Annotated in this window: 22 protein-coding genes and 2 pseudogenes; 16 read left to right on the top strand and 8 right to left on the bottom strand. The window is 47.7% G+C overall.

Annotation, left to right across the window (positions count from 1 at the left end; genetic code table 11):
* Positions 1-2: 2 nt before the first annotated feature.
* The gene (gene ygjG, locus ACT9TW_RS01855; RefSeq protein WP_182062539.1) at positions 3-1,382 is read right to left on the bottom strand and encodes a putrescine aminotransferase; all 1,380 of its coding nucleotides are present in this window, start codon (positions 1,380-1,382) and stop codon (positions 3-5) included.
* 435 nt (positions 1,383-1,817) lie between these two features.
* Here ygjG and ACT9TW_RS01850 point away from each other — a divergent pair, with 435 nt between their 5' ends.
* Both ACT9TW_RS01850 and ACT9TW_RS01845 read left to right on the top strand, forming a co-directional pair.
* Positions 1,818-3,338 carry a methyl-accepting chemotaxis protein gene (locus ACT9TW_RS01850; protein ID WP_446491541.1) on the top strand — a complete coding sequence of 507 codons (1,521 nt, stop codon included), beginning with the start codon at positions 1,818-1,820 and terminating at the stop codon, positions 3,336-3,338.
* Between the two features lie 339 nt (positions 3,339-3,677).
* Entirely contained in the window at positions 3,678-5,237 is a 1,560-nt protein-coding gene (locus ACT9TW_RS01845; RefSeq protein ID WP_446491540.1) for a methyl-accepting chemotaxis protein, read from the top strand.
* On the opposite strand, the gene ACT9TW_RS01840 is transcribed toward ACT9TW_RS01845, so the two are convergent.
* On the bottom strand, positions 5,234-5,728 hold the full coding sequence (locus ACT9TW_RS01840; RefSeq protein WP_446491539.1) for a PadR family transcriptional regulator: 495 nt from the start codon (positions 5,726-5,728) through the stop codon (positions 5,234-5,236). The genes ACT9TW_RS01845 and ACT9TW_RS01840 overlap by 4 nt on opposite strands.
* A 225-nt stretch (positions 5,729-5,953) precedes the next feature.
* Between ACT9TW_RS01840 and ACT9TW_RS01835 the strand changes: the two genes are divergently transcribed.
* Entirely contained in the window at positions 5,954-6,718 is a 765-nt protein-coding gene (locus ACT9TW_RS01835; protein WP_446491538.1) for a siderophore-interacting protein, read from the top strand.
* Here ACT9TW_RS01835 and ACT9TW_RS01830 read toward each other — a convergent pair whose 3' ends face one another.
* A complete protein-coding gene (locus tag ACT9TW_RS01830; RefSeq protein WP_446491537.1) occupies positions 6,719-7,888 on the bottom strand; it encodes a DNA repair protein in 1,170 nt (389 codons plus the stop codon). It abuts the gene before it with no gap.
* A gap of 310 nt (positions 7,889-8,198) precedes the next feature.
* Here ACT9TW_RS01830 and ACT9TW_RS01825 point away from each other — a divergent pair.
* The 5 genes and pseudogenes from ACT9TW_RS01825 (at position 8,199) to ACT9TW_RS01805 (ending at position 11,762) form a co-directional block, all read left to right on the top strand.
* Positions 8,199-8,702: pseudogene (locus tag ACT9TW_RS01825) on the top strand (phage regulatory CII family protein).
* 231 nt (positions 8,703-8,933) lie between these two features.
* Positions 8,934-9,104 (top strand): hypothetical protein, encoded by a 171-nt coding sequence (locus ACT9TW_RS01820; RefSeq protein WP_446491536.1) that lies wholly within the window; start codon positions 8,934-8,936, stop codon positions 9,102-9,104.
* 133 nt (positions 9,105-9,237) lie between these two features.
* Positions 9,238-9,588, top strand: coding sequence for a hypothetical protein (locus ACT9TW_RS01815; protein ID WP_446491535.1), 351 nt, complete (start codon positions 9,238-9,240; stop codon positions 9,586-9,588).
* 3 nt (positions 9,589-9,591) lie between these two features.
* The gene (locus ACT9TW_RS01810) at positions 9,592-11,298 is read left to right on the top strand and encodes an S-type pyocin domain-containing protein (protein ID WP_446491534.1); all 1,707 of its coding nucleotides are present in this window, start codon (positions 9,592-9,594) and stop codon (positions 11,296-11,298) included.
* Positions 11,295-11,762 (top strand): DUF6392 family protein, encoded by a 468-nt coding sequence (locus ACT9TW_RS01805; RefSeq protein WP_446491533.1) that lies wholly within the window; start codon positions 11,295-11,297, stop codon positions 11,760-11,762. The genes ACT9TW_RS01810 and ACT9TW_RS01805 overlap by 4 nt, the downstream gene beginning before the upstream one ends.
* Positions 11,763-11,977: 215 nt before the next feature.
* Here the strand turns inward: ACT9TW_RS01805 and ACT9TW_RS01800 are convergent, their stop codons facing one another.
* Positions 11,978-12,802: a hypothetical protein gene (locus ACT9TW_RS01800; RefSeq protein WP_446491532.1), complete on the bottom strand. Its 825-nt coding sequence runs from the start codon at positions 12,800-12,802 to the stop codon at positions 11,978-11,980.
* Positions 12,803-13,196: 394 nt separating this feature from the next.
* Here ACT9TW_RS01800 and ACT9TW_RS01795 point away from each other — a divergent pair, with 394 nt between their 5' ends.
* Both ACT9TW_RS01795 and ACT9TW_RS01790 read left to right on the top strand, forming a co-directional pair.
* A complete protein-coding gene (locus tag ACT9TW_RS01795; RefSeq protein ID WP_446491531.1) occupies positions 13,197-14,513 on the top strand; it encodes a tyrosine-type recombinase/integrase in 1,317 nt (438 codons plus the stop codon).
* A gap of 4 nt (positions 14,514-14,517) precedes the next feature.
* Positions 14,518-15,132, top strand: coding sequence for a Fic family protein (locus ACT9TW_RS01790; RefSeq protein WP_240433023.1), 615 nt, complete (start codon positions 14,518-14,520; stop codon positions 15,130-15,132).
* Here ACT9TW_RS01790 and ACT9TW_RS01785 read toward each other — a convergent pair.
* Positions 15,129-15,287, bottom strand: a complete 159-nt coding sequence (locus tag ACT9TW_RS01785) for a hypothetical protein (protein WP_105669121.1) — start codon at positions 15,285-15,287, stop codon at positions 15,129-15,131. The two genes, ACT9TW_RS01790 and ACT9TW_RS01785, sit on opposite strands and share 4 nt — an antisense overlap.
* Positions 15,288-15,505: 218 nt before the next feature.
* On the opposite strand from ACT9TW_RS01785, the gene ACT9TW_RS01780 reads away from it, so the two are divergent.
* The 5 genes from ACT9TW_RS01780 (at position 15,506) to ACT9TW_RS01760 (ending at position 21,051) form a co-directional block, all read left to right on the top strand.
* Positions 15,506-17,128, top strand: a complete 1,623-nt coding sequence (locus tag ACT9TW_RS01780; protein WP_071704540.1) for a hypothetical protein — start codon at positions 15,506-15,508, stop codon at positions 17,126-17,128.
* Positions 17,129-17,483: 355 nt separating this feature from the next.
* Entirely contained in the window at positions 17,484-18,212 is a 729-nt protein-coding gene (locus tag ACT9TW_RS01775; RefSeq protein ID WP_240433024.1) for a hypothetical protein, read from the top strand.
* Positions 18,213-18,425: 213 nt separating this feature from the next.
* Entirely contained in the window at positions 18,426-18,662 is a 237-nt protein-coding gene (locus ACT9TW_RS01770; protein ID WP_446491530.1) for a helix-turn-helix transcriptional regulator, read from the top strand.
* Positions 18,663-18,793: 131 nt separating this feature from the next.
* Positions 18,794-20,206 carry a YfjI family protein gene (locus ACT9TW_RS01765; RefSeq protein ID WP_071704542.1) on the top strand — a complete coding sequence of 471 codons (1,413 nt, stop codon included), beginning with the start codon at positions 18,794-18,796 and terminating at the stop codon, positions 20,204-20,206.
* 221 nt (positions 20,207-20,427) lie between these two features.
* A complete protein-coding gene (locus tag ACT9TW_RS01760) occupies positions 20,428-21,051 on the top strand; it encodes an inovirus Gp2 family protein (RefSeq protein WP_071704543.1) in 624 nt (207 codons plus the stop codon).
* Positions 21,052-21,140: 89 nt separating this feature from the next.
* On the opposite strand, the gene ACT9TW_RS01755 is transcribed toward ACT9TW_RS01760, so the two are convergent.
* Positions 21,141-22,685, bottom strand: coding sequence for a hypothetical protein (locus ACT9TW_RS01755; protein WP_217649210.1), 1,545 nt, complete (start codon positions 22,683-22,685; stop codon positions 21,141-21,143).
* A gap of 123 nt (positions 22,686-22,808) precedes the next feature.
* Here ACT9TW_RS01755 and ACT9TW_RS01750 point away from each other — a divergent pair.
* Positions 22,809-22,936, top strand: a pseudogene (locus ACT9TW_RS01750) (IS630 family transposase); the annotation flags it as partial.
* Here ACT9TW_RS01750 and ACT9TW_RS01745 read toward each other — a convergent pair.
* Together ACT9TW_RS01745 and ACT9TW_RS01740 are read right to left on the bottom strand one after the other, a co-directional pair.
* Positions 22,935-24,848, bottom strand: a complete 1,914-nt coding sequence (locus ACT9TW_RS01745) for a GmrSD restriction endonuclease domain-containing protein (protein WP_446491529.1) — start codon at positions 24,846-24,848, stop codon at positions 22,935-22,937. The pseudogene ACT9TW_RS01750 and the gene ACT9TW_RS01745 sit on opposite strands and share 2 nt — an antisense overlap.
* A complete protein-coding gene (locus tag ACT9TW_RS01740; RefSeq protein WP_446491528.1) occupies positions 24,835-26,175 on the bottom strand; it encodes a DUF262 domain-containing protein in 1,341 nt (446 codons plus the stop codon). Before ACT9TW_RS01740 ends, ACT9TW_RS01745 begins: the two co-directional genes overlap by 14 nt.
* Positions 26,176-26,451 lie beyond the last annotated feature (276 nt).

The raw sequence follows: 26,451 nt of genomic DNA, 5'->3' as shown, positions 1-26,451 counted from the left end.
GTTTACGCCTCTTCCACACTGACCCGCATCGCGGCCAGCGCTTTACGCGCCGCTTTCAGCACCAGCTCACACTGTTCAATGGTGAGCGTCAGCGGTGGTTCAACACGGATGGTTTTTGAGTTGTTGAGCGTACCTGCCACCAGTACCCGCTGGCGGAACATCTCGCTTGCGAAGCTGTAGCCGGTTTCGTTATCGACAAACTCAATTGCCATCAGCATCCCTTTGCCGCGTGCTTCCTGCACCAGGTCAGGATATTCACGACCCAACTGGCGGAAGCCATCCAGCAGCATGTCGCCTTTCTGCTCCGCCTGCGCAGGCAGGTTTTGCTCAAGCAGCACGTTGATGGTGGCCAGTGCTGCCGCACAGGAGAGCGGGTTACCGCCGAAGGTGGTGGTGTGCAGGAATGGGTTATCAAACAACACCGAGAACACCTCTTCGGTAGCAACTGTGGCACCAATCGGCATCACACCGCCGCCGAGCGCTTTCGCAAGGCACAGGATGTCTGGCTGCACGTTTTCATGCTCGCAGGCAAACATCTTGCCGGTGCGGCCCATGCCGGTCTGCACTTCGTCAAGAATAAGCAGAGCACCAAACTCATCGCACAGCTGACGCACGGCAGGCAGATAGCCAGGCGGTGGCAGGATCACGCCGCCTTCACCCTGAATTGGCTCCAGGATCACCGCCGCTACGTCGTCGCCGGTTTTACGGCACTCGCTTAGCATGGTGCGCATAGCGTTAATGTCGCCAAATGGCACATGGCGGAAGCCAGGCAGCAGCGGCATGAACGGTTTGCGGAAGGTGGATTTCGCGGTCGCGGACAGCGAGCCTAACGACTTACCGTGGAATGCGCCACTGGTGGCAATAAAGGTGAATTTGCCGCGCGGCGACTGGTACGCTTTGGCGAGTTTCAGCGCCGCTTCGACCGATTCCGTGCCGCTATTACTAAAGAAGCTGTATTTCAGTTTGCCGGGCGTTAAGGCCGCCAGCGTTTTCGCCAGCATGGCGCGAAGTGGGTCGAGCAGTTCCTGGCTATGAAGAGGTTGTTTCGCGAGTTGATTCTGTACGGCGGAAACCACAACTGGATTACGGTGCCCCACGTTGAAAATGCCAAAACCACCCAGGCAATCTATAAATTCCTGTCCCTGGGTGTCGACAAGCGTGTTCAGACTTCCCGCTTGCCACTCTACGGCTCCGTAATCCCCGCCGGCGGTAACAGATTTGCGATACTCCAAAAACCCAGGATTTACATGCTCTTTAAAGTAATCGATGACCTCTCGGTTAAGTTGTTTCATCTCCTCATGATCAAGCGTTCGCTTCTCAATGAGATTCAATGCGTGCGCGGTACAGGCAAGAGCCGAGGCGCTGGAAGGTAACCTGTTCAAAATGTGCTCCCGGGGATCGCGTATCACATGATACTGCGTTAAGTATTGCAGGGATTACGCCACTTCAGCTGACTTAACGAAAATCGGGATAAACGCCAGGTTAAATTTATGTTGCGCAATATTTAATCATGCCGAAATAAGCGAGACGGGATTAAGCGACAGAGAGAAGGCCGATGTTTTAGCGACCTATTTTGTCAATTGCACCTGGGTGGTGCATGGCGTGCTTCTTTAGTGGGCATTAACAGGTCATGCTTCAGGAGTAATTTCCTGACGAAAGTATTTTAAATCAATTAATTAGAAAAACGTACAGAAAGTGCGGTTTAACCTGGATTTGCGATCTCAATCAAATTTAACAACTAAAGATAAACTGTTTACCGCCGAAAAAAGATTAAGCCACAAAATTAACATTCAAATAACCTGCAAGGGATGCTCATAATGTCCTCTCCATCCTATGTCACCCAGAACGAATATCCTCTGGACGATGACACCACCTTAATGTCGACCACCGACCTGCACAGCTACATGACCCATACCAACGACACCTTTGTTCAGGTGAGTGGGTATTCACTCAAGGAACTGCTGGCACAGCCACATAATCTGGTGCGCCACCCGGACATGCCAAAAGCGGCCTTTGCCGATATGTGGTACACGCTACAAAAGGGTGAGCCGTGGAGCGGGATTGTCAAAAACCGCCGTAAAAATGGCGACCACTATTGGGTGCGCGCAAACGCGGTGCCGATGGTGCGTCACGGCCAGGTCACAGGGTATATGTCGATTCGCACCAAAGCGACGGCTGAAGAGATTGCCACCGTGGAGCCTTTATATCAGGCACTGAATGACGGGCGCTGCAACAAGCGGATCCACAAAGGGCTGGTGGTACGCAAAAGCTGGCTTGGCAAACTGCCTGCAATGCCGCTGCGCTGGCGGGTACGCAGTGTGATGGCGGCGCTGTTTGCGGTGATGGCGGCAACACTTTGGGCAACATCCGCAGGCTGGGCATCCTTCGTGGCGGCGGCTGTCGTAATGCTGCTGGGGACCCTGCTGTTTGAGCAGCAAATTGTCCGCCCGGTGGAAAACGTGGCGCGTCAGGCGTTAAAGGTCGCCACCGGCGATCGCAACACCGTGCAGCACCTCAACCGCAGCGACGAGCTGGGGCTGACTTTACGGGCTGTGGGGCAACTGGGGTTGATGTGCCGCTGGTTGATTAATGACGTATCAAGCCAGGTGGTCAGCGTGCGCAATGGCAGCGACAGGCTGGCACAGGGCAATGAGGATCTCAACGACCGCACGCGCCAGACCGTCACCAACGTGCAGCAGACCGTGGCGACAATGAACCAGATGGCGGCCTCGGTACAAAGCAATTCTGAAACGGCCGCCGAAGTGGATAAGCTTTCCATAGCCGCCAGCAGTGCGGCAACTGAAGGCGGAAATGCGATGCAGACTGTGGTGAAAACCATGGACGATATCGCTGACAGCACTCAGCGGATCGGCTCGATTACCTCGCTTATCAACGACATTGCGTTCCAGACAAATATTCTGGCGCTGAACGCGGCGGTAGAGGCAGCAAGAGCGGGCGAGCAGGGTAAAGGCTTTGCGGTGGTGGCAGGCGAAGTTCGCCACCTTGCCAGCCGAAGCGCCAATGCGGCCAACGATATTCGTAAGCTTATTGATGCCAGCGCCAGCAAGGTACAGTCGGGCTCCGACCAGGTTCACGCCGCAGGCCGCACGATGGACGACATCGTGGAGCAGGTGAAGAACGTGACTCAGCTAATTGCGCAGATTAGCCATTCGACCTCTGAGCAGGCAACCGGGTTATCTGAGCTGACCCGCGCAGTGGCAGAGCTGGACAGTATTACCCAGAAAAATGCCGACCTGGTAGAAGAGAGCGCGCATATCTCCGCCATGGTTAAACACCGTGCCGGGCGCCTGGAAGACGCGGTGACAGTGCTGCATTGAGTCAGTAATGTTCCAGAAAAGCCGTTTATTTCGTCCGGATTAAACGGCTTTATTATTTCCGTTATTTGTAATTACGATTAAGAATTAATGTTAAATATATATTAAATAACTAAATAAATTACCTCAGCTATTTATCCCTGCCTAAGTCAGTTTTCCACGATACTGTTTCAGAAATCGTCATTCCATTGGTTGTATAACGATCAATGCGCCAATATTAATAGTTAGCGCCTATCTATTGAGTCGATTATTGAATAAAAAAACGATCAAAGTCATAAAGTTAGGTGATGAGTTACCGATAACGGTCAACGTCTGGGAAATAATCACATCGATGGAGTAAATATGTTCTTACATGACGTAAAGATCGGCACGAAATTATTTCTGGCGTTTGGATTCTTTATTGTGTTGATGGTGGTAAGTGCAACCTTGTCTCTGCTGAGCCTTAACCGGGCCAACAACGGGATGCAAACCATCATCACCAGTGATTATCCGACCACGGTAAAAGCAAACGAGTTAATCGATAACTTCCAGGAATTTATTAGCACTCAGCAGCTCATGTTGCTGGATGAGCAGGGCAAGTACACCGCGCAGTCCCAACAGCGCCTGAAAGAGATCAGTGAACATATCACCGTTATCCTGGGCGACCTGAATAACGAACTGCACGATCGAAAATCTCAGCAGGTTCTGGCCGATATTCGCGGGGTACGCCAGCAGTATCTCGACTCCCGTTACCGCATTTTGCAGGCAATACAGAGCAACGATCGCGCAGGTGCCATTCAGGAGATGATGACCAACACCATCAACCTGCAAAAGGCCTACAAAGATAAAGTGAAGGAGCTTATCAGCGTTCAAAACGGCCAGATGCAAAGCGCCGGCGCGCAGGTTAATGGTGATTTCAGAAGCAACCGTCTGTGGCTGATTATTATCACACTGTTCAGCGTGGGCGCTGGCAGCCTGATTGGCTGGTATATTGTGCGTTCGATTACCCGTCCACTGGGTACCGCGGTAGCATTTGCCGAAGCGATTGCACAAGGTGACCTGACGCGCAATATCACCTCTCACGGTAAGGATGAAACCGGCCATCTGCTCAATGCGCTGATGGAGATGAAAACCCGCCTGCAGGAGATTGTGCAGCAGGTGCAGACCGGCTCTGAAAACATTTCCAGCGCTGCCGCGCAGATTGTCGCCGGTAACCAGGATTTAGCCGCACGCACAGAAGAGCAGGCCAGCTCTGTTGAACAGACTGCGGCATCGATGGAGCAAATCACGGCAACGGTAAAAAATACCGCATCACATACCGGGGAAGCGACCAACCTCTCTGCCGATGCGGCCACGGTGGTAAAAAACAACGGTGAGATGATGAAGCAGGTGACCAGCAAAATGCGCCTGATTAACGAAACGTCGAACCGGATGTCCGACATTATCGACCTGATCGACGCCATTGCCTTCCAGACCAATATTCTGGCGCTGAATGCGGCAGTGGAAGCAGCGCGTGCGGGTGAGCACGGTCGTGGCTTTGCTGTGGTCGCCGGTGAAGTGCGCCAGCTGGCACAGAAGAGTGCCTCTTCTGCCAGTGAGATCCGCCAGCTGATTGAAAGCTCAACCAGCCAGACGCAGGACGGGATGAACCTGGTCGAGAAAGCCAGTGGGCTTATCAACGGCATGGTCGGCAATGTGGAAGAGATGGACGTCATCCTGCGGGAGATCCGTCAGGCAAGCCATGAGCAGACTGAAGGTATTTCGCAGATTAACAGTGCGATTGGCCTGATTGACGCCACCACTCAGCAGAACTCGGCGCTGGTGGAGGAGTCTGTCGCGGCGGCTGCATCGCTTAACGAGCAAGCGACGCAACTGAAAGAGTTGGTAAAAGTCTTCCGCGTGAACGAGTACGCACCGGCTTAATCCAGCTGGGAGATCTCCAGCGCCGCGCGGTCGATAACGCCGATGATCTGCTTAAGCTGCGCGTCGCTGAGTTCTCCCTGATTGACCCTGAGGTCCAGCACGGCCTTGAAGTTATCCAGAGCCCGCTTCATCTGCGGGTTTTTTCGCAACTGGAAGCCAACACAGCGGGCTTTGATCCGCAGCTGAATGTTCTCCAGATGTTCCAGATTTTCATCTATCCAGTGTTGCCCGGCCAGGGTAATGGCAATCTTTTTGCGCCCGGTTTCTTCTTCCGTAATGGTGATAAAGGTCTGATCCTGCAAGAAATCGAGGGTCGGGTAGATGACGCCCGGGCTCGGGGTGTAGTTCCCCTGAGTCATGTTCTCAATCTCTTTGATCAGCTCGTAACCGTGGCTCGCATTCCGGGTCAGAATATCCAGAATCACCAGCCGCAGTTCGCCGTGGCCGAAAAATCGCTGGCGGCGTCCACCACCTTCATGTGCGTGTCGCATCGTATCTCCTCAAAATTGATATATCTAATTTATATCTAAATATGTATTAATAGCAATATAGTCACCATGTAATTGGTTAATTATATGATTATGTTGTTATTTTTATTGTGAGACTTGTCTGCTGTTAACTATATCAAAAAATATCTTGCAATCCTGATTGTTAGCAATCATTATCATTTGCAATTCAATTTAGATATATCGTATTCACATCAGGAAGGCATAAAAATGACATCGACCCGCTACCCACAACGCGTCCGTAACGACCTGCGCTTTCGCGAGCTGACCGTGCTCCGCGTTGAGCGTGTCGCGGCTGGCTTCCAGCGCATCGTCTTAGGCGGAGACGCCCTGGAGGGCTTTAGCTCCAGAGGTTTCGACGACCACAGCAAAGTCTTTTTCCCGGAGCCAGGGGCGACGTTTGTGCCACCAGTAGTGACCGAAGAAGGGATCGACTGGGGCGAAGGCGTGCGCCCGCAAGCGCGTGACTACACACCGCTGTACGATGAAGCGCGTCATGAACTGGTTTACGATTTCTTTGTCCATGATGGCGGGGTTGCCAGCAACTGGGCGCTACAGGCGAAAGTGGGCGACAAACTCACTATTGGGGGCCCGCGCGGTTCACTGGTAGTTGCAGAGGATTACGCCTGGCAGTTGTATGTGTGCGATGAATCCGGGATGCCTGCGTTGCGTCGCCGTTTAGAAGCGATAGCCAGACTGCCGGTGCGCCCAGACGTTCATGCCGTTGTGACCGTTGGCGATGCGTCTTACAAGGATTATCTGGCGCATCTGAGTGAGTTCAACATCACCTGGGTCGTCGGGCATAGCGAGCAGGCGGTGGCAGACCAGCTGGCGGCGATTAACTTGCCCACAGAGGATTACTTTATCTGGTTAACCGGGGAAGGGAAGGTGGTGAAAAGCCTGAGTCGCCAGTTTGAAAATGACGAGATTGATCAGCAATTAGTGCGTGCCAGCGCGTACTGGCACGCCAAATAATTACGCTGCGGTATCCAGCTGCGCTTCGCTTACCTGATGTTCGAGCGAGGCGCGGACGTCATGCAGGGCTTTCTCCTGCTGGATAAAGTAAGCTTCCATATTGTTCAGGGACGAGACCAGCAGCCAGGACTCTTCTTTTTCCAGCTCGGCCAACTCGTTCACTAAGGTGTCGATTTGCTCGCGTACCTGCGCCATTTTTTTGCGGATACGCTCCAGATCGTTCAGACGGTCGCTTGCCATCAGCGGCTCAAAGCCCTGTTGCAGGCGAGCAACCAGAGAGCGAATGGCTTTCACGTCTCCACGTTGTTTGGCCTGATTCAGCTGCACCATCATGGTGTTGGCTTCTTCTTTCAGATCGTCTGCCACCAGATCCGGGTGGCACAGCTTGCTTGCCTGACGCCAGAGCCGTTTTAGCTCGTTCTGATCTTCTTCGGAGAGGTTTTTCCCTTTCCGCAGACGTACCTCGGCATCATGGTGTTGTTCACGGTATTTTTCATACTCGTTATTGGCATTATCCCGCGCCTGACGTGCGGGCTCCTCTTCACGCGTTAACCCGCTTTCCAGCTCCAGTGCTTCGGCCAGCAGATTTGCAATCAGGTTGCTTTGCTGCTGAAGATGTTTGCGTGCTTCCGCAGCCTGCACGGAATCCGCAGGCAGATCGCGCCAGCGCTGAGTCAGTGTTGCTAACACCTCTACTGCCTGCGCCATATACTGCTGGCAACGGCGGTAGTCCTCTTCGCGACGACGTGCTTCCGCCTGTTGACGACGCAGATTCAACTCGGCAAGTGTTTTACGCAGGGCGAGGATCTGCTGCATCAGCGGCCCGAGGCGGGAGAAATAGAGATCGTTGAACTCATCAAGCTGCTGCACGCGCGCGTTGCGACGATCAATAAGATCCCGCAGACGTTCTTCCAGTGCTTTTAGCTCCAGCTTGCTGGCCGCCACTTGTGGATCGCGCCACTGGGTAATCGCCCGCTGGTTTTGTAACCAGGTGGTGATAGCCGCGATGGCGGCGGTGTAATTCTTCTGCTCAAGCGCCACGACGATTGCCTGTAGCTCATCGCCAAACGCTTCATTTTTCAGGCGTGCCAGCTGACTAAAGATGATGTCGTCATCTTCCAGTTCAATGGCATTTTTAATGATTTCTAGCCGTTTGATCGGTGTGCTCATGATGCCTTTCGCTTTGGGGCTTAAGTATTTGAGTTAAGGTTAGTTGTTGTAAACGCCACAGGAAATAATACACACGGATGATGATCGGCGCGATGGGGGATTTCTTTAGTTTTTAGGGTTTTTGACGGTGAGTGAGAGGTTTGTTGTTTTTCTGGTACGGGGCACACTGTTTGTAGGATCAGCAATAGGGCTGTCCAGCCGTTTGATAACCAAAAACTAACCGCAGATAAACGCTTTACCCGATGGCATTAAGCGAATGCGATGTTTCGCTTAATGCGTAATTTATCCTACGGATTAGGGGGCGCTAACAATGTTTGATTATCAGACTTCTAAACATGCTCATTTTGATGCAGCTTGCCGGGCGTTTGTGCTGGCGTACAATCTGGAAGATGTGGCCGCTGCCGTTGGTATGCGTCCGCAGATCCTGTGCAATAAGTTGAACCTGGTTCAACCGCACCGACTGACCTGCAATGAGCTTCTGGCTATCACCGATTACACCTAAGATGCGCGTTTGCTGGATGGGATGCTGGGGCAGATTAAATGCCTCCCGTCCGTTCCTATCAATAACGCCATTGAAGCCAACATGCCGTTTTGCGCGTTGAGTGCCGCAGCTAATGTGGGTGCGATCGCTGGGGAAGTTGTATCAACTGAGCACATGACCGCGGCGCGCCGCACACAAATTCTTGATCGTGCCCGTGATGCAATCCGTTCCCTTTCCGTTCTGGCTTACACCGTAGAAAGCCGCCTCCATTCTGTGCCGGTTCTTGCTGCTGGCGTCGATATCGTGACTACCAGCACCAGCGGCATGATTTGAGGGAAAACTATGAAAGCTTTCGTTTCTTACCTGAAAAAAGAATCTCCGGTTATGCTCGAAGAACCGGAGCAGGACGAATAAACCCTATATAGAAACAGAATGATGTTGGTTCGGTTAGTTCAGTTAGTTCAGTTGTTTTATGTGGCTGTATTTAAAAGATTCATCACAAATCGCCGAACCAACATACCCACCAAATGAACCAACAGAAAAACGACCAAATAAGGACATCTCATGGCGAAAGAAAGCGTATCAATCAATGAGGCACTGAACGTTAAATACGAAGTAGCGGAAAGCCTCGAAAAGAAAGGCCTCTGGAGGCGCGCAGCGGCAGCGGTACGCCGCAATAACTGCCAGAGAATGGTTAATAGAGTTAAGCGTGAAGAAAGGAGTCAGGAACGTTAAATATTAATATTCACGTCATTTATTTTTATATGTAATTTATATAATTATTCAATGTTAACCAAAAGTGCTGAATAAATATTGATAGTCCGTTTTCATAGTGGGATTATTTGTTTTTTAATTAAATGGAATTTATATGAATAAACAATACGCCAATGAATTAACGCCAGAAATAAAAGCCAAACTGGAAACATCGTCATTTACAGCGGAAGAAATTGGCGCAATGGACGATGAAGCACGCGCGATAATCGCAGAGGGAAGCATTACCAGACGTGGGGGGATCGTTGCTCCGATAGAACGTAAATCAAAACTCCTGCTGGATAATAGCCGGTACGCCAGCATGTACAAAGGGGCTGGCGTTGCGCTGGTGGGTAGCTTGCTGGATAACGGTGATGAAATTATCAGTACCCCGCAAGGGCATACGTATCTGGTTACGCGTGAAGGGATTGTGTCTGGGGCGGATTTTCTGACAATTACCGGAGCGTAACGCATGGGATACAGAACAAATCTCATGGGCCGCGGAATGGCACTGACAGGGGATAAAACCTCAACCGGGGCCACCTGCATTGGTTCGCTGCCGAACTGTATTGAATACGGGCGCATGGTCATTCGTGTTGGTGATAAAACGACGGCTTGTAAAAAATGCGGTAAACCTGGCACCGTTGCCGATGGTGAACCCAGTGTTGTATTTCACGGTTTAGCTGTTGCTGTTGATCGCTCTAGCGTCATGTGTGATTGTCCGACGGGAACAAATTACATTATCGCCCCGGTGGGTGACTGGCTGGGCGCTGGGCCGTCACCGGAACAAATCGCGCAGGAAAAGCACACCGCCATGCTGGCTGAACGCAGTGCAGAGCAGGAGAGGGAGGAAAAACGCAGAAAAGAGGAAAGGGAGCGCAACCGGGTATTCGCAAAATCCTGCCTGCGCGGTGATGGGTGCAATGATGCCGGTGACCAGCGCGAACCCCACACTAATTTTGCTGATATGGCATTTTTTCAGGCCAAGCCCGCCAGCGACCTGGCAACCGATTCAGACGCCCCGCAGCACGCACAGACCGCAAAAAAGAAAAAGCCAGAGGATATCCCCGAACCGAAAAAGCGCAGCGCTCTTTATCGCTGGTGGAACGGCAACCATGAGGAGATGGATTATCAGGCGGCCGTTGCTGCCGCAGCTGCAGCTTCACGCGCGCAGACGGCCACGGCAGGTGCAAGCCTGCTGGAGCTGATAAGCGGCAGGGCACTGACCTACGGCACTTGGGCGGTGCGTGGCGCTGCCGGGATGGGTGAGGTAGCCGCCGCCGGAGCGGGTGCACCCGTGGCCGGGCTGCTGGTGGGAATGTATCCAGGCCACACGAACGACGGCGAACAGGACTTTATTGATCGCATGCGTCTGGAGCAGATGCGTGAAGCCCCAAGCCGTGTTCGTTATACGTGGGAGAACGACAGCAGGGGTAACCCGGTACCGCATGGCTGGCACACGCCGCCTGGCCGGGATAGTGTGCGCGTCAGAAAAATGGAGTACGACAGCAGCGCGCAGGCGTACACCTTCACCACGGAAGAAGAACCGCGCATAACCATCGTGTGGACGCCTGACCGGACAGACGAGAAAAAGCCGTGGAATACCGGCAACCAGGCGCGGCCGGTGCTGCCGAACCCGGTGGTTGTTGACCCGCTGCCCGATAACACCAGCATAACGGCGACCACCAGCCCGGCACCGGAGGAAAAGAGTTTCGCGGATTACATACTGATCCTGCCGTTCCCTGACCTGCCGCCGATTTATATCTATCTGAGCAAACCACCGGTAGAGTTTCTGGAAGTCGAGCAATACAGTGACTTTAAACGCCGTTCGCGGCAGGGGGTTTATGAGGCGGATCACATGCCGTCAAGGGCGGCGGTTGAAGCATATTTAACTGCGCTTTATCCTGATGTTGATCCAAAAGATATCAGTAAATTAGCTGATGATGTGGCAGCAATAGTAATCCCCAAAGAAGTACATCAAAAAATAAGTGAAACGTATGGGGGCCGTAATACTCCGGCACAAATCGAACTCGATTCAATAAACCTGCGCGCGGCGCTTGATCGCAACCTAGATGCTATCAAACCAGCGCTAAAAGCACATGGTGCAACAGAAAGCCAGATTGAGGCGGCGAGGGCGAAAATGCACAGACTGAACAGTGAGCAGGGATTATACAAATGACAATAAACGTTAATGCGCTGATTGAGGGGTTAGGGAAAAGTTACAAAGAGCTGATTGATTCTGAATTAATCATGTACAAGTCACCTCCGAAAGGTGCATCCGGCTCTCCTGTTCTAAGTCTTGATATGTCCAAAGAAGGGGTATTTTTATCTTTTTGGCGAGAAGGACGGATTTTGAAGGCGCTGACTTTAACCATTCAGGACGATGACAAAGCTGATTGGGTGTTTCCAAACGATCTGCCTGAGCCTTTAGCTAAAAAGATGACCCGGAAGTGGGTACATGAAAATATTGGTGAGCCATTAAGAAGCAGTCCCCCTAAAGTGATCATGAAGCGTTCTTTTGGATGGACGGATCTTTACGAGGCAAAAGGACGGGAAAGACCGACCAGTATGCAAATAAGCTATGACGTAATGGATAACGTGAGAGCTGTTACATTTATGCCAACCTCCGAGCTTCGCTGGTAATGCTCTATGCAAGCCCCGAAAGGGGCTTTTTTGTGATCGTTTCTTACTGAGAATTCGCAAGTAAGCTGACCTGCTACCCGTTGATTAATACACCCCGATGTTAGTAATGTCTTCATATGACCCTGACCCCGAATATGCTCCAGTCATAATCAGGAATAACCGGCTTCTGACCCTGACCCCGAATATGCTCCAGTCATAATCAGGAATAACCGGCTTCATGTTGGTTGCATATTCTGGCAACCGGTAGATTTTTCTGCAAATTCGGGGTCAGGGTCAGTGCGGCTAGCTTTCGCTTTTGCAAAGTTTGCAGAGCATCGTTCTCTTGTTTGGGATGCACCTTCAAGCGCTTTGCTTATTCTCTCAGGAATAGTGCCAACGTGAGGAGTATCATAATTGCTATGATTAATCTCGAATTCAGCTAAACATTCCAACGCTAATCTTAAGCTTTTCTCTGATATGTGACTAATTTGATTAAATAAATTTGAAGGTACCTGTCCTTCTCTTTTCCACCAATCCTTGACGAATATTTCAAGCTCAAAAAGTGAATCGTAGTAGAGCACCAATTTGATTGCCTTGCTTCCATTTAAGTCTTTGAACTGGATTGCATTTGGGTAAAGATGCGGGAGTTGGGGAAGAAAATCTTCTTTAAGATCGCCTAGGTTAACAAGGTCATGAATGTTTGAGGCTAGTGGCAGTCTTAGCTCGCCATTTTTGATGTTCTCAGCCCAGTTAACGCTGAAATTTATTATTGCCCTTTCTTGGATATGAAGCAGGCGAACTACTGTTCTTAACAGTTCCGGAGAAAGATATTGTACAGCTTCATTCTCCTTTTTTATCTTAGAGTTAAACTCTCTACTTCGAGTGTTAATGTCAGATATCCAAGCACCTAGTAATGATGCTCCAGCACCAAACAGAGCTCCAGAAACTGTTGCAAATCTGGTAGTTGTAAGAAAAATTACGCCCAAACAAAAAAGAAACAACGATGGCCCTAAGTGAGGGTTAGTTTTGAAAAAATTAATAACAGTTGTTTTCAAATTCATGTTCGTTCGCCCTCATACTCTAGGTCCTCTGGAAGCACTAAATCCCCTCGTTGCTGAAGGTGAGGGGACAAAAAGGGGACGGTTATCATTAGTTCAACAAAAAAGCCACTCTTTCGAGTGGCTTAATTATATGATTTTAAAGCTAAAATTTGGTGGCCCCTGCTGGACTTGAACCAGCGACCAAGCGATTATGAGTCATAAAATTGGCATGTTTTTAATTGTTCGCCATTGTCTCGGTTTGTATTTTTAATTGTCTATAATCAATCAGTTATGAGGTTGTTTTTGTTTCTGATTGGTTCTCTTATTTCCCCATTGTACTATCCTTACCTGACCCGTTACCTGACCCGAAATGGGCATCGGGTCAGGTAACGCTTATTCTCAGAAAGGTAAACTCATGGCCGCTAATCTTACCGAGACTGCTATACGTGGATTGAAGACAAAAAGCACGGCGTACTACGTGTGGAGCAACAGTGCTCAACGTGGTACTGGCAGGCTTGGCGTTAAGGTTCAGCCTTCAGGCAGCAAAGTTTTTTATTTCCGTTATTACATTGAGAAAGGGAAGAAAGAGAAGTTCATCCAGTTGGGCATCTGGCCTGAGATGAAACTGGTGACGGCCAATGAGCTGGCGAAAAAGTATGGTGCCTGGCTTGTTGAAGGAAAAGAGCCCCATCAAGAGCTTGAGCAGCAGCGCCTGGCCGAACAGCACATCATGCAGTTGCATCGTTCTCAGGGATCGTTTGAAGAACTGGTGCATGGTTACGTCAATAAGATGAAGCTCGACAACAAACGGACGTGGGCTGATGTATTGAAGCGCATGGAAAGAGAGTGCTACTCGGTTATTCCTCGTGATACCAAAGCGAAGGACGTGACGCCTCTGCAGATCAAAACCATTCTCTCAGGCATTATCCAGCGTGATGCGGTGGTCCATGCGAACCGAATTCGTTCCTACCTGATGGCGGCATTTAACTACGGTCTGAAGGCTGATAACGATCCGATGAATACCAGCGTGGGTATTACGTTCGGTCTTGAGGTTAACCCAGTATCGGCCATACCGAAGCAGTCTTCGGCGGAAAAAGTGGGTGATACATGGCTAACGCTGGAAGAGTTGCGTGTTGTCATGGAGCAGTTCGCAGAGGCCACCAATGTTGGGCCGCTGATGCAGCATTTAATCCGCTTCTGCGTTTATGCTGGTGGGCAGCGTCCGTTCGAAATGATTGCCAGCCAGTGGAGCGTGATTGACTGGCAGCAAAAGACGTTGCTGGTCATTGCCGATGTATCGAAAAACAAGCGTGAGCATCTGATCCCACTGACTGAATCGGCATTAAGTGAACTAGCCTCTGTTAAAGAACTGACTAAGGAAAGTAACAGCCCCTATATTTTCCCGCTATCAACCAACGGTGAGCGCCCTGTACGTACCGACAGCCTGGCACGTTCTATCATGTATTTCCGGGCTTTTAATCCTGAGTTTAAAGTTTTCACAGCGCGAGATTTACGTCGGACCTGTAAGACTCTGATGGGGGAGGCGGGGATCAGCAAAGAGATCCGGGACCGTATCCAGAATCATGCTTTGAACGACGTCAGCTCGAAACACTATGACCGTTATGATTACTTGACTGAAAAACGCAGGGCGCTTGAGATCTGGGAAGATCGGGTTAATAACTTTCAGCGACAGCAGGAAAACAACGTTGTGAACTTGTTTGGGCGGAGGTGAGAGCTTGGCAAAATATGAGCTTAATTCAGCAGAAGAGCGGTATCAGCCGGGCTCTGGGGACTTGGTGCTGGCTAATAAGCTGGGGATCACTGATGAAGAGGAAATGGAGGCGCTGGAATCAGGCCTTTTGCTGATGCTTTATGAACAGCTATTTATCGAAGGCCAGCCGCCAGCGGTGCTGGCTTTTGACCATATCAGCGGCTGGCATCGTCAATGGCTGGGGAACGTGTACGACTGGGCGGGGAGATTGCGTAATGCCAACTTAACTAAGGATGGTTTCCAGTTTGCCGCTGCCGACAGGATTCCGCTGCTGCTTGATAGTTTCGAGAAGCAGTTTCTTTCCCGGTCTGGTGAACTGAAATCCCTAGCTCGTTCGGAACTGGTTCGTTATCTGGCTGAATGCCACGTGGAGTTTATTTTGATCCACCCATTCAGAGAAGGTAACGGGCGTCTGTCGCGGCTGCTTTGTGATGTGCTGTCGGTTCTGGCAGGGAAGAGCTTACTTGATTACAGCTTATGGGATGAGCATAAGATGTTTTATTTCAAGGCAATACAGGCGGGGGTATCAGGTAACTACAGCCCTATGATGCAATTGATGAGTGATATCCTGCCAGATTAACGGGCGAGGCCAACGGCCTTAGCCTGTGCCTGATTTTGTTTGAGTTGCTGCTCAATTTTTTGCACAGAAGCACCGGTTTCTATCGCGGTCGAGCTGGCAACGGCGCGGTAGATTTGAGTTCTGGTGATCTGGCTATGTACTGTTTTTTTTGTCATGGTAAAGCCTCGTTTTGTTGCTCTGATTCTAGTGTGAATAGGGGCTGCCCGCAAGGCTGGTATCAATTGGGAACAGGTTACGGTCGCTTCGTTAAACTTGGGATATTACTTAGATACCTAAAGTAGACTTTCATACTTCGGAGAAGGGCTCTGGCACTGGCGGGCTGAGTCCAGCCACCAATTGTACGAAATAGCAGATACCCATAGTGGAACATCATATGGATTATAATTTTAAGATTAAGCAAGTTGTAGTTCCCCTTTTCGGGATCGTGGAAAATAAGGATCAAACGCAGTGGCTGAAGAACTTTTCTGCACCGTTTACCCCTACCAATATAGTATTGAACGATACTGCTTTTAAGATGATTGCAGAAAATCTAGGACTGGATGCAGATGGTTTAGCCTACTCAGCACATCGCTATGTATCTGGGCAATACAGGGCTGAAACAGCAGGCCTTTCCGGTTCGACCTTGGGAGATATTGGTGAGGTTTTAACCTACCTAGTTAATCGCAATGCGGGCAAAGATATAGTGAGGGTGGTAAGTGGTAATCGGACCGGCAGGAGCAACACTGAAGAGAATAAGTTTCCACAGCCTGACTTCATTGTCTGGGAACCTGGTCAGCCAGCCGCCGCCCTTGAGGTTAAGTCAACACAGGCACTTGATTATCAACTCTTGCTCAACGCTAATAACTGGAAGCTGCTTCAGCCTTGCTCTGTGGTGAAGCAATGTAGGGTGGATGCGCTTCCTCAGTTAGGATATATCGGTGGAATTTTGACGCCGCAAAAGCATTCCTTGCGTATACGGGATGGAAGTGTCGTGCCATTCCCAATAGCGAAAGGTATTGCTGTAGCATTGGCATCTGTTGATGGCCGTGTTGATACGTTGCGCACAATTACCAAGTTAAAAACACCCAAGAAATGTCGGGATAAGAAACGCAGTTGCTGGGACTGCTTGCCAGAGAATGATAGCCATTTCGTCCTAACTACCATGCCTAATTCACCAAATATGCTTTCCCTTGTTGGTACCCCCAATGACGGTGGTGCCGCTTGGATAGTGGCCTATAGACACTGGTCGGAGTCGTTGATGGCACGCGATCTCTTGGCTGCAGAGGAGATGACACTAACGCTCGCACGTACCGTACGGGAGTGGCTCGATTCTTTGGATATCTCCAGAGATGACGTAAAACCGTTACGAGAATTTTGGAGAAATTATGTTTCTAGTGCTCTTGCCAGCCGAGGACTAGATATTGGAGTACCTTCGGACCTTGAGGATGACGAAGCCAGAGAAATCAATCAACCACCACGCCGATCATCTATATCTGTAGCAGAGAAAAACTTATCATTGAGAGAAGTGCGAGATCTAATCAACAAACCAGGATTGACATCCGTTGGGGGGGGATTGTCCTTTCGTGTGCCGGATTTGAGTGGGTCGCTATCTTTTTTTCACGACGATGAATGTATTGAACTCCGGATGATGTCTTCAGCTTGGTGGAGTCAAGAGAAGCCCCCTATTAGCGAGCGTTATGCGCAGTTAATAGCAGCCCAGTTACTTGCTGTTTCACTGGGGCATGAGAATTTACCAACCGAACTTATCATTGCACCTTTGCGGAAAATTGAAGCAAAGATAAACGAATCAGCCATGCTAATTGGCTGGGAATGGGATGCTTCTACCGAAGCTAGGGGATATGTATGGCCGATATTATCAAGCTTAGGCATTATCAAATCACCTCCGCACCGCTCACGTTGGTTGATGTCTCTGCTCTTTGGAGATCCTCGTGCCCTCCTCCGAATCGCGGAAAATGGGCGAGGTATTCTCCGCATTCACAAATCGATCTTCGAATAGTACGCTCTTTCTTTTCCCGTTAATGGGCGAATGCTTTGAGTCGATTTTATCTAGTGGCCTTTAAACACAACTCATCTCACAGTGTTTGGGAGGCCACTTTAGTTTTGTATTTACTATCATAAGCTTGGAATTGCATTTCGACCTATAACCTGCTCACCTTAAGTTATTCAGGAAATTTTAGAGGGTAGCAATAGTGGTTGAAGGGATAGGCCTAATTTCACATTAGGCTATATAAATTAATGTATAAAGTGCATATGTTAAATATAGAAAAACGTCACACAGGACGACCGATCGAATGACATTAAAGCGGCCCGATTTTTACCCTTTGTCAATGGCATCTGAAAAGTGCCATATCATGTCTGAAAATTTACTGAATGATTGGCTTGATCATAAAGTTCCACTCTACATTCGGTTGGATGCTTTGCCATGCCAGATCGTCAGGTACCTTGGTGGAGGCCAATTTCTTCTTAAAGATTGGGAGAGGAAAATTAAATCAGGCATGGATTATTATCAGCATGAAAAAATGCCAGAGTTTAAAATAAGGCAATTTTACCCGGAGAAAGATGCAGAAATTGAATCTCGACTTCTGGAGGGTGACTTGGGGATATGTCGTTATACCTACAATGGGCATGCACATGGTTACTGGCGGTTAAAGGCTACGCCAGTGACTCGTTTTGCTGAAGACCATTACGTGCTAACGGATATGGATACTGTCAGAGAAAATAATAATATTGCAGGTGCGATTGCGGTATATGGTAAAGATGATAGAGATTATTTGATATTTCCAAGTGAAGTTTTTCGAGATAAATCAGAACTGTTTTTTGATGCAAATGAATTGTCACCACAAAGTGTAGAAAGCATGCCCTGCGTGAAAAAAGAAAAACAAACCCGCATTTCTAGGCCAGAAAGAATAGCTCTGTATGTCATGCTGAAAGAGCATTATCTTGATGGCAATGGTGAGGTCAATTTTTCAAAAATGGCGGAGATGCTTACTGTGGCATCCAAAAAATATGGATTCAGTGACTCATTCAGTGATGACACTATCGCTAAGTGGATAAAACGTATTGAGAATGAAAATCAATAGACTCTCTCCCGTTAGTAATAAATCGTCATAATGGCGCTTCGTCCACTTTAAAGATGGAAAAATCATCAATGAGTGGACACGCCAGTTGAATCGAGAACCACAGCAACCGCATTAAGCCCCGCAATAAGCGCTAACACCTTAATAAGGTGTCCGCTGCTATCATTCAGTTACCCACTTGCGACATGCTGCATCCACTGAAACAAAGGAGGCAGTATGAGTACAACATTTATCACCCCCACCCCGGAAGAACGCCTGAAAATCCTGCGTGATTATGGTGAGCAAGGTGATCGTCTGGTGCGTGAACGGGAGCGCCAGCGTATCACGTCCATTTCCCGCTCTACCGCGTGGAAACTGGAACAGGTTGGTAAGTTTCCACAGCGTAAGTCTATCGGCCTGAAATCCTGCGGATGGCTGTTAGGTGACCTGCTTTGTTGGATCAATGATCGTTAACCTTAGGTTTTTTTATTTATTTTTTTGTTTTTTCCTTAATGCCCCGTGTTCATCCTGCTATTTCTGCCATTAATAGCGGAATAGCAATGTGAGGGGAATCGTTTTAAACGTTAACTGAATAAGAGGTATCTATGCTGTGTGGTCGTCCTTTCCCTGTGCATGTGTTCCCGCAGATCATCAGAAATGCGGTATATGAAGTGGAACAGCACACGCAGGCTCCTCAGGCTTTGATTACCGCATCAGTACTGGGGGTTATTTCGCTTGCCTGCCAAAACCGGATTGATGTGTGCCGACTGAATAATCTGCGTAGTCCGGTATCACTTTTCTTACTAACGCTGGCGGAATCTGGTGAACGCAAAAGCACTGTGGACAAACTACTGATGAAGCCATTGTATCAACTGGAAGAAGAATGGTTTGAAAAATATACTCAGGACTTGATTGTCTGGAGAAATGCGGAAACGGTTTTTAATATTGAAAAGAAAGCCCTGATGTCAAAATTGAAAACCGATATTCGCCGTAATAAAGATCACTCCTCAACGAATGAACGGCTGAAAGCGCTACTGGCGGTGTCTCCAAAAGCACCGGTCAGGTTAAGGCAGATATACAGCGATGCCACACCTGCAGCGATGAAAGACTCTCTCTGTGGACGCTGGCGGTCCATCGGCCTTATGTCTGATGAAGCTGGCACCATTTTTAACGGCTACGCGCTGAATGAACTGCCTTTCATCAATAAAATGTGGGATGGCGCAATGTTTCCCGTGGAAAGAAAAAGCGAGCCAGATAAATTAATCAAAGATGCCAGAATGACGCTGGGACTGATGATTCAGCCTGATGTGTTTAAAAAAGGTTATCTGGAACGAAAAGGCGATGCCGCGAAAGGGATCGGATTCTTCGCCCGATGCCTGATATGTCAACCGGGTTCAACACAGGGCTACAGGCAAATTACTAGTCCGGTTGTCTCAAGTGAGCATCTGCCGATATTTCATCAACGACTGATGGACATTGTTAACGAGAGCATTGCCAGAAATGAGGAAAATGATCGTCAATGTCTACGTTTCTCTCCCGAAGCAGAAAAACGCTGGCTCGAATTTTATAACAAAGTCGAGTCAGAAATGGGGCTGATTGGCTTCCTGTCTGATTTTAAGGATTATGCTTCTAAAATGGCGGAGAATATGGCAAGGATCGCCGCACTGCTGCATTACTTCAACGGCGATGAAGGAGATATATCCCTTATTGCCGTGGAAGCCGCAGTAGATATAATCGCCTGGTATGTTGATGAGTATGTGAGAATTTTCTCTAAACCTCAGACGTTGCTGCTGGTAAGTTCAGAAGCAGACGAACTTTACTCGTGGATAAAAGATTATTGCTACAGGTGTGTGGTGCCGTATATCAGGAAGACAACCATCATGCAATATGGTCCGAACCGGTTCAGGAACCGGAGTAAAGTGAATGAACTGCTCAGTACACTTTATTCGCAAAACAAAATACGGGCAGAGAAAAGAGGGAAAACCATATTTATACAACCTGTCGATGGTTTTATATAACGAACAGAACAAATGCAAGTAGGAATAATTCCTTTATTAAAGAGCCATCATTGTAACTAATTACAGAGTAACATTTAATCAGTCATCGCAGGCTGTGGCTATTTTTTGTCTGGAATTAATTGTCGGATAGTTAATATATTGTCATTAACAGTATCTGTATATCCACCACACTAATAGCCATATCAGTAATGCGATGACTGCTATCTATCAAGGAATAAATTATGAACCTCTACGATAGCGAATATGGAAGTCATGTTAAATCATACAAAGAAAGAATTATTGAAGTTATTAATAAAGCCGTTAAAGAACACGGACGTACACTGGCAATACGGGTGGATCTGCATGACCCGGTAATGCTGGATAATGGTGATACCATTTCCTGTATCGCTAATACTGACTTAGGATCTCTATCAAGATTCACCAATTCACTGAAAGCCAAACTGGCAGCAGATGAACAGCGCAAGCGTAAAGAAGGTAAACGGGTACACCCGAATACGCTCCGCTATGCGTGGGTGAGGGAATTTACCCAGAATGGTAAGCGTCATTTTCACGTATTTCTGTTTCTGAACAAGGATGCTTACTACCACTTAGGGGATTTCAATCTTGATGAAGATACGTTAAGAACTATTATTACCTCGGCATGGTGCAGCGCATTAAGTATAACTCCCGAAGAGGGACAGCACCTAGTGCAGTATCCTTCTAATGGTAAATATACCCTGAATCGTGATGATATTCTTAATGATGTTTATCCCAGCGATTTACTGAATCGAATTGATTATCTCACCAAAGTGAAAAGTAAGAACTTTGATGACGGTTATAGATCGTTTGGGTGTAGTAATAATTAACTAGCATTAATTAGGGCCCTTATCAGAGAGATAAGGGCTAGCGAGTATTAATAGAAACCATAATGGTTATAGCACCATCACCAGCTGCTTTATCCCTCGTTCAAAGTATCAACAACTTGCTCCAACCATAGTCGGTCACCTTGACACCTTGTGAGATCATCTACTGGAATTACTATTAGCAAATGGTTAAATTCATGCGAAATACGCAGTTTGTTTCGCAACCGCCGTTTCTGTTCTTCAACACTTCCATCCACACGCCTCGAGATAAGAATTAATTTCCGTCCTTTATTCTCAACCAGTTCACGGAAAAGTCCATTAATATGGCTATCATCTTTATTAAATCCAAAACCTACAACAACAATAGCATCAGATTCAGCATAAGCATCAAAAAGACTAACGTATCGTCTTGACATAGTTACTGATGTTAAAGGCTTAAGACCGCTTTGCGTCAGCATGAATGGAACATGAATCTGACTTTGGTCTACGTTATCTGGATTTTCACAAGTGATAACCGCATTCTTATAAGGGTTATAGTAGTCGTGTACACTGCCGTTCAGGTGAATAATTTGTGGTAATTCTATATTCATACCACGGAAAACCTCTGCCAGAAGGCTGTTATAATTAGCTGTACCAATTGCTGAAATTGTTAGATCACCATCAAAAGTAGCTAAGTCATGATAATAGCCATGATCGGGAAGATCTTCGATAGATGGTGCCTGGGCACTAATATAATCGCGTGCGATCTTGAGGAAAATAACCATCCGAGTAAACTTAGCCCATTCTGTGGAAGGTGAGAAGAGATATCGGAAATGGTCATCTATCAATTTCTGGTAGTCGAGTACTGTAGTGAACAGATTCTCTAATACTTTTTGGGCTATAGCACAGAAAAGTGTAAGAGCTGTTGCATCCTCATCAATATTGAAATTTCTATTTTCTTCCAGCAATAGTTCCAAAGCTGTCGAACCAATGCGGTTAAACTCCAGACGGAACATACCGGTAATATCATCGAAGATGGGTAAATCATCCGGTGCAGCCTCAAATAACTCTTGGTTTAGGCGTTGAACAAGAGATTGTCCGTGTGCACCGACCAATAATTGTAAAAATGATATGACGTACCTTTTTAAATCATCATTGTTATCTGATTCTCGTACCACGTCCAACATAGCAGAGTAATATTCAGACTCGAATAATCTAACATCTCTGGCTAGTAACTCGTTAAGACGAATATCATGTGTATACAGACGCTCACCAATGACATGTCCTGTTAACTCTGAAAATAAATTTTCTAATATGGCCTTATCAATTCCTAGAGTTAATAGGGCATCATCACACTCTTGATCAAAACGATTTAGACGGCGAATTATTTCTTCACGTTTATATTCGATAGATGATTCAATAATACTGGAAAACTCGTTACGTCCAAAAGCATAAATGCTTTTATCAGCATACCCCTGAGGTAGCCAATCATTGGCGTAAGGTGAGCGTGAATCCACTAATCGCAGTTGTTGGCGGAGCTCAGTTTTATACTGACTTGGATCTTGTCTAAAAAGATCAATGGCAAATTTGCCTCCACTTGGTAAACCATACCCAATTTCTGCTCCTGCACCAAAAAAAAAGCCTAAGTTCATAGTCATCACCCACTCTTTCAGTTAACTAAATAGCTGCGCGGAATAGTAGATCCCTTAAAGGGAACTTAGTCGGGATTTTGCGATCTGATCAATTGCTAAAGCTACCAAAATCACCAACCGGACTAAGCGATGCCGATCATAGCACCAATACCTCATGACGAACGACGCTTGATGCAGAAAGCTATTCATGAATCTCACGATAAAATCATGCCCGCAGGCTCACGGCTATATTGATGATTCATCGGGGGGAACGTGTCAAAGCAACATACTTAAGTCTCCGCTAAGTAGAGCCAACATCACCTCTTCATGGCTTTCAATGTTTTTGATACCTTGTCGCTCAGGTCCCCATTCCTCATAGCTCATCATGATGGCTTGTTTTAAGCTCTCAGATCGCTCTGTTTCAGCATAGAACTTTTTCTTATCCGCAGGAGAATAGTTACTGAGTCTTGAGTTGCTGCTTGGTGAAATCAGGCAAAGATTCCCGAAACGATGGACATCATTCCCCATTTTATTTGCTCCAGATGGATCGGTTTGGGGAAAGTAGTGCTCAACCGATGTTCGACTCGGTGAAAACTGGAAATCCTCGAAGTGTTTCTTAATATCGGGATGATTAGCCCCTTTACCGTCGAAGCTCTGACCCGCAGTGAGATCACGCCACAAGCGATAATCGAGCAAATTAAACACATAGTTCTGCACACCAGTGCCCCGATGCAGAGCTTCAGCATTAAATTGCCCTTTTTCACCACAGATCTCAGCCAGAAACTCACTGCTGAGCTTCTCAAGCGCCTCCAGATAAGCCGTTCCGTTTATGTCCAGTTCGTTCGAAGCAAGACCATTCAGAATGACCAGAGAGCGATTGAGCCATCGCTTGTAAACATAGGCGGGGTGTGAGACATGGAACATCGACAAGATCATCGTCAGTTGTCTGTTTACTCCAGACAAGCCATCCTGGTCGAAAGAGTTGTTATAGCTAAAACTCGAGTTCCTGTCTCTGGCATAGTATTCAAGCGTCAGCAAGCTCCACTTCTCGTCCTGATCGCGTTTAATAATATAGCGGTCAAACAAGACCCGAAACTTCAACAAATCAAATGCAAACTGAGTGATTTTTTCTCTGTCATTTTTTATGATCTCAAAGGCCTGGAGCAGCTTTTTATCATCCAGAGAAACGGTATCGGCAACAGTCACTTTCAGAACATGTAGCAGAAAGTTGGAGAAATCGATAATAGAATCAAAGCGCTGCTCTTTGACTTTTTCATTGTCGTTATCCGTGTAATGAAAGCGTCGAGTCCCGATAATGTTCCGCAGTGTCGGTTTTTCGTCTGTGCCATGATGGGTTTCTGTCACGCATTTGATTGCCTCAAAATCGGTTGGGAAACCTGACCATTTTTCGCCAAATAAAACCTTGCGAGCCTCCGGGCTAAAGCCTAATTGTACATAGCGCCCCATGTCTGCGCAGGCATCCCATATGGCTGAAAAGCTATTTCTTGAAGCCGTGTCGCCGCTGTAAACCGACATCAAATGTGCTTTCAATACCTCATGTTTTTCCAGTTGCTCACCCCGGTTATTCATGATTTCAAAGTAGTGGTTGAGGTCGGTATCTTTGGGCACTGGGACACGCAAAATAGTCACGTGTTTGAGCAGATACTGGCAGAAGTCGCTGGTGTCTATGTTATGGGTCTTAAAGTAGTGCTCTATAAGGCTAAACGCAGCCCGGATTGAGGGTTCTTCCGGATCATTCCTCTGCGCCTGTTGAAACAGATTTTGCAGTGTTCGTGCTGATTTGGGGCGGCTGTCAAAGTCAAGATTGAGGTCAAGGTGCGATAAAGCTTGTTTGCTGCTATGAACAACGGTTTTTAAGTATGCGAGCAAAATCGACAGCGTTGTATGTCTTTGCTGTCCATCAATCGTTTCATAAACGATTGCATCTTTATGAGGGCTATCAGCACCATCTCGGATATACACTACCAGGCTGCCCAGATAGTATTTAGCCTCTTTTTGTTCTCCGGTCTTTTTGAGGTTTTGAACACCATCGGCAATGTCCTGAATGAGCTGCTCGATCTCCGCTGCTCCCCATGCGTAGTTACGCTGGTAAATGGGAATAACATAATGGCTGTTTTCGCTGAATAATTTTTCGATAGTCAGCAATGCTAAATCGTTACTTGTTGTCATCGACATCTCCCAGCATTTGAGCGATTGAATCCTGTACGGACCTGGCATTGAGAAAGCGGATATTTTCACATCGCTTTGGCTCGAAGCGCAGAACTTGTTGTGGGTGGATGGCTTTACCCATCACTCTTAACAGTCCTCTGGCCTCACGCGCATAGCTATCAATACTGTCCATGCCGATTTTTTGATATTGCAGTCGTAAGTAGTAACTCCAGCGAAAACAGGTCGTTGCCGCCTGAGCTAGTTCGTTATCACCAAACTTGTCGTAATAGGCCATCACCGCGCACATAAAGAGATTTTTGATATATATATCTCCCTTACGTGAACTGCCGGAATAACGGGTATGTTTTTTTAAGAAATCGCCAAGCAACGCTTTCTCACCATCAAACAGGGTGTGATGCAAAGACTTGTAGTGCTGGATGTACTCAAAAAAGCGTTTTCCGTTAATGATGATCTGATTAATTTGAAACGGATAAGACTGATGCTGCTTATCCCACTTCCTTGCGGGGTCGTTATTGTAATGTTCAACGGCAAAATCCAGGGCCAGCAGAGACTGCAGGTAGTGGTAATCACATGTGGAGAGGTTGATGCCTTTGAACACCTCAAGATTGTGGCGGCTGAACTGAATACCATAGTCGCCATCCAGCCAACGGCGCTGGCGGAATAAGAACTCGCCCATAATGAGATGAAGGCTGGCGGACCCATCATCCGGACTGACACCTTGTTCCCAAAGGCTGACGTGATGGAGTCGTTCTGCCTGTCCGGTTGTCTCCATCATTTCGCGTAAATGGTATGCCTTTAGCAAATCATAAGGTGCTAGGGCTCTGCCTCTGGCATTTTGCGAGTCGAAAAACTGAAACGCTTCGCTTAAGTCATCGAGCGTCACTTCAATGAGCTCACATCGGTTACACACAAAATGAAGCAGTGATTGACGTTCATCATCGTTAAGCCCCATGAGGCGGCTTTCAATGACTTTGGCATTGTGCTCAAGGTTATTGATGCTCACCCTTGAAGCAAATTCCTGCTCCAGCAAGGGGGACGAAAACTTACCGCGTTGATCGAGTAGTGTACAAAGTAGTGTGAGCGTCAGAAGGCGCTGCTGTCCGTCAACAATATTAAGCGCTATCGCATTAGCTAATTTTAATTCATCTTTGTGCAATACCACCGTTCCAAGCCGGTAGCATTCTTTATCCCGGTGGCTTAACACGTCATCAATCAGTTGATTAACATGTCTGGGTTGCCATTTGTAGGGGCGCTGGTAGGAAGGAATAGTAAGATGGTGTTTTAGCAGGTCCCCGACTTTTTTTACCTGAAAGTTTACCTTTCCCATGATTACAGTACCTGCCCAACGGTCGTATTTGTCAGTTGAACGAGGTGGCGCAATCTGACTGTATGACAGCGGTTGAATTTATGACAAAGAGTCATTCGCGCATTTCCTTTGGCTTCATTCTTTTAGTAAAAATTGAAATTGCATTCAATACCCCGCTACAACCTGCTACTTGTAGCAGCCTTCAGAGGGACAGACTTACATTTTGTGTAATATTTATTCATTGGATAAGAGCTGGGCCTCAACCTAATGAAATCTTTTAGACGCGTAATCTTAAGA

Source organism: Enterobacter sp. C4G1 (genome assembly GCF_052886895.1).
Note: the sequence above shows the minus strand (reverse complement) of the source record. Positions and strands in the feature narration are given on the sequence as shown.